6 protein-coding genes are annotated in these 6,750 nt (G+C 55.5%); 2 read left to right on the top strand and 4 right to left on the bottom strand.

The genetic code is table 11. The annotated features are described in order from the left end of the window. Positions 1-323: 323 nt before the first annotated feature. Complete coding sequence (locus tag RX972_RS13365; RefSeq protein WP_316875949.1) at positions 324-1,802, bottom strand: helicase HerA-like domain-containing protein; 1,479 nt, start codon at positions 1,800-1,802, stop codon at positions 324-326. A gap of 380 nt (positions 1,803-2,182) precedes the next feature. On the opposite strand from RX972_RS13365, the gene RX972_RS13360 reads away from it, so the two are divergent. Next, positions 2,183-3,178: a lysylphosphatidylglycerol synthase transmembrane domain-containing protein gene (locus RX972_RS13360; protein ID WP_316875947.1), complete on the top strand. Its 996-nt coding sequence runs from the start codon at positions 2,183-2,185 to the stop codon at positions 3,176-3,178. A 1-nt stretch (position 3,179) separates the two neighbouring features. On the opposite strand, the gene RX972_RS13355 is transcribed toward RX972_RS13360, so the two are convergent. Continuing rightward, positions 3,180-3,365, bottom strand: a complete 186-nt coding sequence (locus RX972_RS13355; protein WP_316875946.1) for a hypothetical protein — start codon at positions 3,363-3,365, stop codon at positions 3,180-3,182. A 143-nt stretch (positions 3,366-3,508) separates the two neighbouring features. Continuing rightward, positions 3,509-4,360, bottom strand: coding sequence for a formyltetrahydrofolate deformylase (gene purU / locus RX972_RS13350; RefSeq protein WP_027900605.1), 852 nt, complete (start codon positions 4,358-4,360; stop codon positions 3,509-3,511). A 359-nt stretch (positions 4,361-4,719) separates the two neighbouring features. Here purU and mvaT point away from each other — a divergent pair, with 359 nt between their 5' ends. Continuing rightward, positions 4,720-5,100: a histone-like nucleoid-structuring protein MvaT gene (gene mvaT / locus RX972_RS13345; RefSeq protein ID WP_027900603.1), complete on the top strand. Its 381-nt coding sequence runs from the start codon at positions 4,720-4,722 to the stop codon at positions 5,098-5,100. Positions 5,101-5,191: 91 nt separating this feature from the next. Here mvaT and sbcB read toward each other — a convergent pair whose 3' ends face one another. Next, positions 5,192-6,622: an exodeoxyribonuclease I gene (sbcB, locus tag RX972_RS13340; protein ID WP_316875945.1), complete on the bottom strand. Its 1,431-nt coding sequence runs from the start codon at positions 6,620-6,622 to the stop codon at positions 5,192-5,194. Between the last annotated feature and the right edge of the window lie 128 nt (positions 6,623-6,750).

The following is a 6,750-nucleotide window of genomic DNA, read 5'->3' as shown; positions in this document are numbered from 1 at the left end:
GCCTCAGGTTGACGCTAATCCTGTGGGACCGAATTCATTCGGGAAGGCGGCGTTCCTGACGACCCAGATGCTGTGAATGTACTGGCCCCTTCGCGAATGAATTCGCTCCCACTGGGTTGCGCACGCCTCAGGTTGACGCTAATCCTGTGGGACCGAATTCATTCGGGAAGGCGGCGTTCCTGACGACCCAGATGCTGTGAACGTACTGGCCCCTTCGCGAATGAACTCGCTCCCACAGGGATCTGAAGTCCTGGCAGGCCAACACAAAATATCCCACAGGTGCATCGCACAGTGCGGTCGCCAATATCCTCCGCGGATATTAACTACCTGCGCTTTTTCCCCCCACCCAGCAACGACCCCAACAACCCTCGCACCAACTGATTCGCCGCCTGGCGCGCAGCGCTTTTCATTGCCTGCCCCGCTATACCGCCCAGAAACTCACCGGCCATGTCACTGAAGCTTTCCTGCTCCTTGGCGCTCTTTGTTGGCGCAGCCTCCGTTTCGGATACAGCGACTTTTCGCGCAATAAGCATTTCATAGGCCGATTCACGATCAACAGGCTTGTCATAGCGCCCGGCCAGTGGCGACTGGGCAATCAGACTGACACGCTCGGTATCGGTCAACGGCCCGATTCGTGATTGCGGCGGCGCGACCAGCACTTGCTGGACCATCGCTGGAGTGCCCTTGTCCTGCAATGTACCGACCAGCGCTTCGCCGATGCCGAGTTGCGTAAGCACCGCCAGCGTGTCGATAGCCGGATTGGGTCTGAACCCGTCTGCCACGGCGCGCAACGATTTCTGCTCTTTGGCAGTAAACGCGCGCAAGCCGTGCTGGATGCGTAACCCCAATTGCGCCAGTACCTGATCAGGCAAGTCACCCGGCGACTGGGTGACGAAATACACGCCCACGCCTTTGGAGCGAATCAACCGCACTACTTGCTCAAGCCTGTCCTGCAACGCCTTGGGCGTGTCGGCAAACAGCAAATGCGCTTCATCGAAAAACAACGCCAGTATCGGTTTGTCTGCGTCACCGCGTTCCGGCAACTGCTCGAACAACTCGGCAAGAAGCCACAACAGGAAAGTCGCGTAGACCTTGGGCGCCTCATGCACGAGTCGGCTGGCGTCCAGCAAATGAATACGCCCTCGCCCATCGTTCGCAGGCTGCAGGATATCTTCCAGTTGCAGAGCTGGCTCCCCGAACAACGCCTCAGCGCCCTGCTGTTCGAGCACCGCCAGTCGGCGCTGCAGGGCCTGGCTCGAACCGGTAGTCATCAGCGAGCTGTCTTCACCCAGCAATTGCGGATTGTCACGCAGATGATTGAGCAGCGCTTTGAGATCCTTGATATCGAGCAGCAACAAGCCTTCGCGATCAGCTACTTTAAAGGCCGCGTAGAGCGCGGCTTGCTGACTGTCCGTCAGCTCCAGCAAGCTGCCCAGCAACAGCGGACCCATTTCGCTCAGCGTCGTGCGCAGTGGATGACCGGACTTCCCGTGAACGTCCCACAAAGTAACCGGATAGGCTTTCGGTGTGTGATTGAGCCAAGGCATGCCAGAAATCCGCTCGGCAATCTTGCCTTGCGGTGCACCCGCTGCGCCCAGCCCGCACAAGTCACCCTTGATATCAGCGGCGAACACCGCAACGCCGGCATCACTGAAGGCTTCGGCCAGACGTTGCAGCGTCACCGTCTTGCCGGTCCCGGTCGCTCCCGCCACCAGACCATGACGATTCCCCAGGCGCAGTGCCTGACTCACCGGTAGCCCGTCGGGACCGGCACCTATCACAATGTTCTGAACGTCTGACATGTCATCACCTGTCTTGATCGTTGTATCAGTGTGGTCCACGCGTAAGGAAACAGTGCGAAACTTAACGCTATGGCAGGGAAGGAAGGATGCAACCCCTGGTAGGAGCGAACTTGTTCGCGAGGGTTTGGCTGGCGATGCTCATCTATCGTTTGGGCCGGCGCTTCGCGAACAAGTTCGCTCCTACCGGGTATGCGCAGTTCGCAGGAGCGGCTTTAGCCGCAAGCGCGTCAGCAACACACTATCGACACCACCTGACGAACATCTGCCGTAATCGGTGGTCAACGTTAAACTTTTCCGTGATCATCCAGCGCAAGGCCAAACACCCCCATGACTGCATTTATCTCGCTGGCCCACCTGTTGCAACCTTCAGAGCACCAAGAATGAAGCGCATTGCATGGTTGGCTATTGGCTTGCTGGCAGCCGTGCTGATCCCTTTGCTGTTGGGCGGCGGCGATATCTTTCAGCGTCTGCGCAGCTTTCCCTTCCCGCTATTGATGGTGATGTTCGGCATGATCATCCTCTGCTGGGGCCTGAATACCCTACGCATGCGGATCCTGTTGGGAGATAGCGCACAAAAGCTGACAATCAATAAAAGCCTGGGCCTGATTATGGCCAGCGAGTTTGCCTACTGCGCAACGCCCGGTGGCAGCGGCGGACCACTGACGTTAATGGCAGTGCTCGCCCGAAATGGCGTCAGACCGGCAAAAGCCAGCGCAGTATTCGCCACAGACCAACTCAGCGATCTGGTGTTTTTCCTCGTGGCGCTGGTAGGGATCATGTTCTATGCACTCTTCCATACGCTCAGTGAGCGAATGGAATGGCTGCTGGGCTTCAGCGCAGTGCTCGTCGTGGGCAGCCTGTGCCTGTTTCTGGGATTCGCCCGCTTCCATCGGCAGGTCATCAAGTTCAACGGCCGGTTGCTGAAGCGCTTCAAAACCAAAAGCACAACCCGGTTTCGTTGGGCGCGCAAGGTCTTGCATTTCCGCGATGCGCTGGCTGAAACCTGGAAAATGCCACGTCAGAAACTGATCGCGGTGTTTGTGCTGACTTGCCTGCATTGGGGCCTGCGCTACAGCATTCTGTACCTTGCGCTGCTTGGCCTGGGCGTCAATGTGCAATGGGCCTGGACGTTTCTGATTCAGATGTTATCGCTGACGGCCGGACAGTTCAGCCTGCTGCCGGGAGGCGCAGGTACTGCCGAGCTGACATCTGCTGCGCTGTTGGCACCCATGGTCGGTAAATCCACCGCAGCGGCCGCGATTCTGATCTGGCGCACAGTGACCTACTACTTCTATCTGGTCGTGGGCGGGCCAATTTTCCTGCTGATGGTCGGTCGACCACTGCTGAACAAACTGATGCGCTTCAACCGGATCTGAATCAAGTGTCGGATTTGTCGTCTGGTTGCAGGTCTTTATCCGCCTGAGTGGCGCGCCAAAGCTCGGCAGCGCCTTCAAAATCGGCACCGTCTTCTGGCGTCAACGCATCCGGGTCATAGCGACTGAGGCACCCCTCACCCAGAGTGGGGGGCGCTGTTGAAGTGGCCTTGTCGAGGGGATCGGTCATGGAGAGCACCTCATCGAAGCACCATCGTAGTGTCGGAAATACATCTTCTGTAGGAGCTGCCGAAGGCTGCGAAAGCGACCTGCCTGGCACTCCGCCATTCGCAGCCTTCGGCAGCTCCTACAGATTCAGTGCTTGTCTGGAGCTTAGTCGAACACTACCGTCTTGTTGTCGTGCACCAGCACGCGATCTTCCAGGTGGTAGCGCAAGCCACGAGCCAGAACCATCTTCTCCACGTCGCGACCGAAACGCACCATGTTTTCAATGCTGTCGCTGTGGCTGACGCGTACCACGTCCTGCTCGATGATCGGGCCTGCATCCAGCTCTTCAGTGACATAGTGACACGTTGCGCCGATCAACTTGACGCCTCGCAGAGAGGCCTGGTGATAAGGCTTGGCACCGACGAATGAAGGCAGGAAGCTGTGGTGAATATTGATGACCTGATGGGCATATTCACGGCACAGCTGCGGCGGCAGGATCTGCATGTAACGCGCCAGCACCACCACGTCCGCCTGATGATGAGCTACCAGACGTGAAACTTCGGCAAATGCCGGCTCCTTGTCCGTCGGGTTCACCGGCACGTAGTAATAAGGAATGCCATGCCATTCGACCATGCTGCGCAAATCCTGATGGTTGGAAATCACGCAGGCAATTTCACAGTCCAGTTCATCGCTGTGCCAGCGGTGCAGCAAGTCCGCCAGACAATGGGACTCGCGACTTGCCATCAATACAACGCGCTTCTTCTGTGCCGAGTCAGTGATGCGCCAGTCCATCGCAAACTCTTCAGCGATAGGGGTGAACGCCTCGCGGAACGCGTCGAGATCAAAGGGCAGCGTATCGGCACGAATTTCATGACGCATGAAGAACCAGCCACTCTGGTTGTCAGAGTGATGGCTGGCTTCGGTAATCCAGCCGTTATAGGACGCCAGAAAGTTACTGACTTTGGCAACGATGCCGACACGGTCCGGGCATGAAATCACCAGACGAAAAGTGCGCATTGGGGGAAACTCCAGAACTTCGCAAAGGCGGCTATTCTAGCGACTGCGCAGGAAAACTGCAGTAGTCCTGTAAAACTGATTGGTGACTGCCGCCGGTACCCTGGCATGCCGAAATCGCCACCTTGCCACACCGGTAGCTGGTTCCTGAACGAACGCTTAAGAAGCTGCGATTTAAACGCCTTAATAGCGACTATCTTTACCACATGCGCTACGCCATTTAGTTTATGAAGCGTCTGTAGGACGCGGTATATTTCTAAATAATTCAAATAAAACTTTTCTTTAATGTTTACTTGATCAAGGCGCATGACTATTATTGCTTCACTGTATCCCTGCCCACCTCTCAACATAAGGTAAGCCTCATGTCTCTGATCAACGAGTACCGCGCTACAGAAGAAGCCATCAAAGAACTGCAAGCGCGTTTGAAGAACCTGTCCCAAGACGACAAACTGCAAACCGAGCTGGAATTTGAAGGCAAATTGCGTACGCTGATGGGTGAATATCAGAAGTCGCTGCGTGACATCATTGCTCTGCTCGATCCAGAAGCCAAAGTTGGCAAATCTGCACGCGGCGGCGCAGTTAAAGCGACCGGCACCAAGCGTGCGCGCAAGGTCAAGCAATACAAAAACCCGCATAACGGCGAAGTCATCGAAACCAAAGGTGGCAACCACAAAACGCTGAAAGAGTGGAAAGCCAAGTGGGGCGGTGATGAAGTTGAAGGCTGGGCAACCCTGCTGGGCTAAACCCGGAGCAGGTCCCGCTTCATTCGTTACACTAAAAAACGCCAGCCTAGCTGGCGTTTTTTATTGCCTGAAAAACGCCGTACTCGTTACATCAAAGACCCAGCCTTTGGCGCAGCGCCTCCACGTAGTCCTGCCATTCACGTAATATCTCAAGCTGGGCAGGGGTAGCACTAAGGGATAGTTCCACAAGTGCCTGAGTAAAACTTTGCAAGGTATTAGGGGCCCCGGATTCAGGCACCGTCAGACGTGTCCTACAAAAAACAAGCCAGCGCTGTTGCTCTTCTGTATTCAAGGTTTCAGCAAAATTTCGCGCCCGATAGCGAAATAATAACTCTGGCAAACGCGCATCATCGAAAGGCCATGCCTGGCTGCCTAACGCTTCAGGCTCTGCATTGCGCACTTGCTCACAAAGCCTGCGATCACGGTCACCAATAAATCCGTCATAAAGTTGTTGCTCGGGATCTTCACTGGCAACAAAGTCATCAGCGGCATAAATGGTGTTCAGCTTTTCCTGCCAGAGCGCCTGCGCCTCATTGAGATGACGTACTCGCTCGCTAAACACTGTCATGTCGAGATTCAAGCGTTGCTGATCTTCAGCTCGCAGCACCTTCAGCGGTGCGATCACCGGGCACCGATTTATATGCAAAAGTTTAAGGGGGACCGGCAGTTCGCCCTCGACCAAATCCTCGCGACGGGTATATAACCGTTGTCGCAACATTTGTGCATCCTGCTCCAGTAACGGCAAATGATCCTGATGTAAATCGCACACAATCAGTGCGTTTCGATTTTGCGGATGCCAGGCCAGAGGAAGTACAACCCCCAGATAATGACGTGCCGCCGAAAAGCGCCCGGAGATATGAACCAGCGGTTCCATCAGCCGTATCTGTTGCTGGACGTTCTGCTTGCTGCGCAACTCGAAAAGATAATCGTAAAGACGGGGCTGTTTTTCACGAACCAGACGCGCGAGAGCAATAGTCGCCCGCACATCAGACAAAGCGTCATGAGCCTGTCCGTGATCAATACCGTTGGCAGCCGTCAGCCGCTCAAGCTTAAGCGTTACCCGACCATCATCTTCCGGCCAGACAATGCCTTCCGGTCGCAGTGCGTAGGCGGCGCGCACGACATCAATCAAGTCCCAACGACTGTTTCCGCCCTGCCACTCACGGGCATAAGGATCAAAGAAATTCCGGTAAAGGCTGTAGCGCGTCATTTCATCATCGAAGCGCAAAGTGTTGTAGCCCGCCCCGCACGTGCCCGGCGCAGCAAGCTGGGCATGAACACGGGTCATGAAATCAGCTTCGCACAAACCCTTCTCGGCCAGCGTGGACGGCGTGATACCCGTAATCATGCATGCGGCAGGATGCGGAAGAATATCGTCGCTGGGCTGGCAGTGAATATTAACCGGCGCCTCAATTTCATTGAGTTCGGCATCCGTACGGATACCCGCCATCTGCAACGGGCGATCATTGCGCGGATTGATACCGGTGGTTTCGTAGTCGTACCAGAAGATGGTGGAAGTCACGGGCTGATCCTGAACAAAAGACCGGCAAAGTGTAGGGCTTGAGAGTGGTAAAAGGCGAATAAGGCTAAGTTTGCGTTAAAAGAAACCTTTTCTTACAACACATGTAGAAACAGTCCGGTTGCTTACCA

The organism is Pseudomonas syringae group sp. J309-1, assembly GCF_032582135.1.
Taxonomy (GTDB): domain Bacteria; phylum Pseudomonadota; class Gammaproteobacteria; order Pseudomonadales; family Pseudomonadaceae; genus Aquipseudomonas; species Aquipseudomonas quasicaspiana.
The sequence above is the reverse complement of the archived record's forward strand: the minus strand, read 5'-3'. Positions and strand labels throughout refer to the sequence as shown.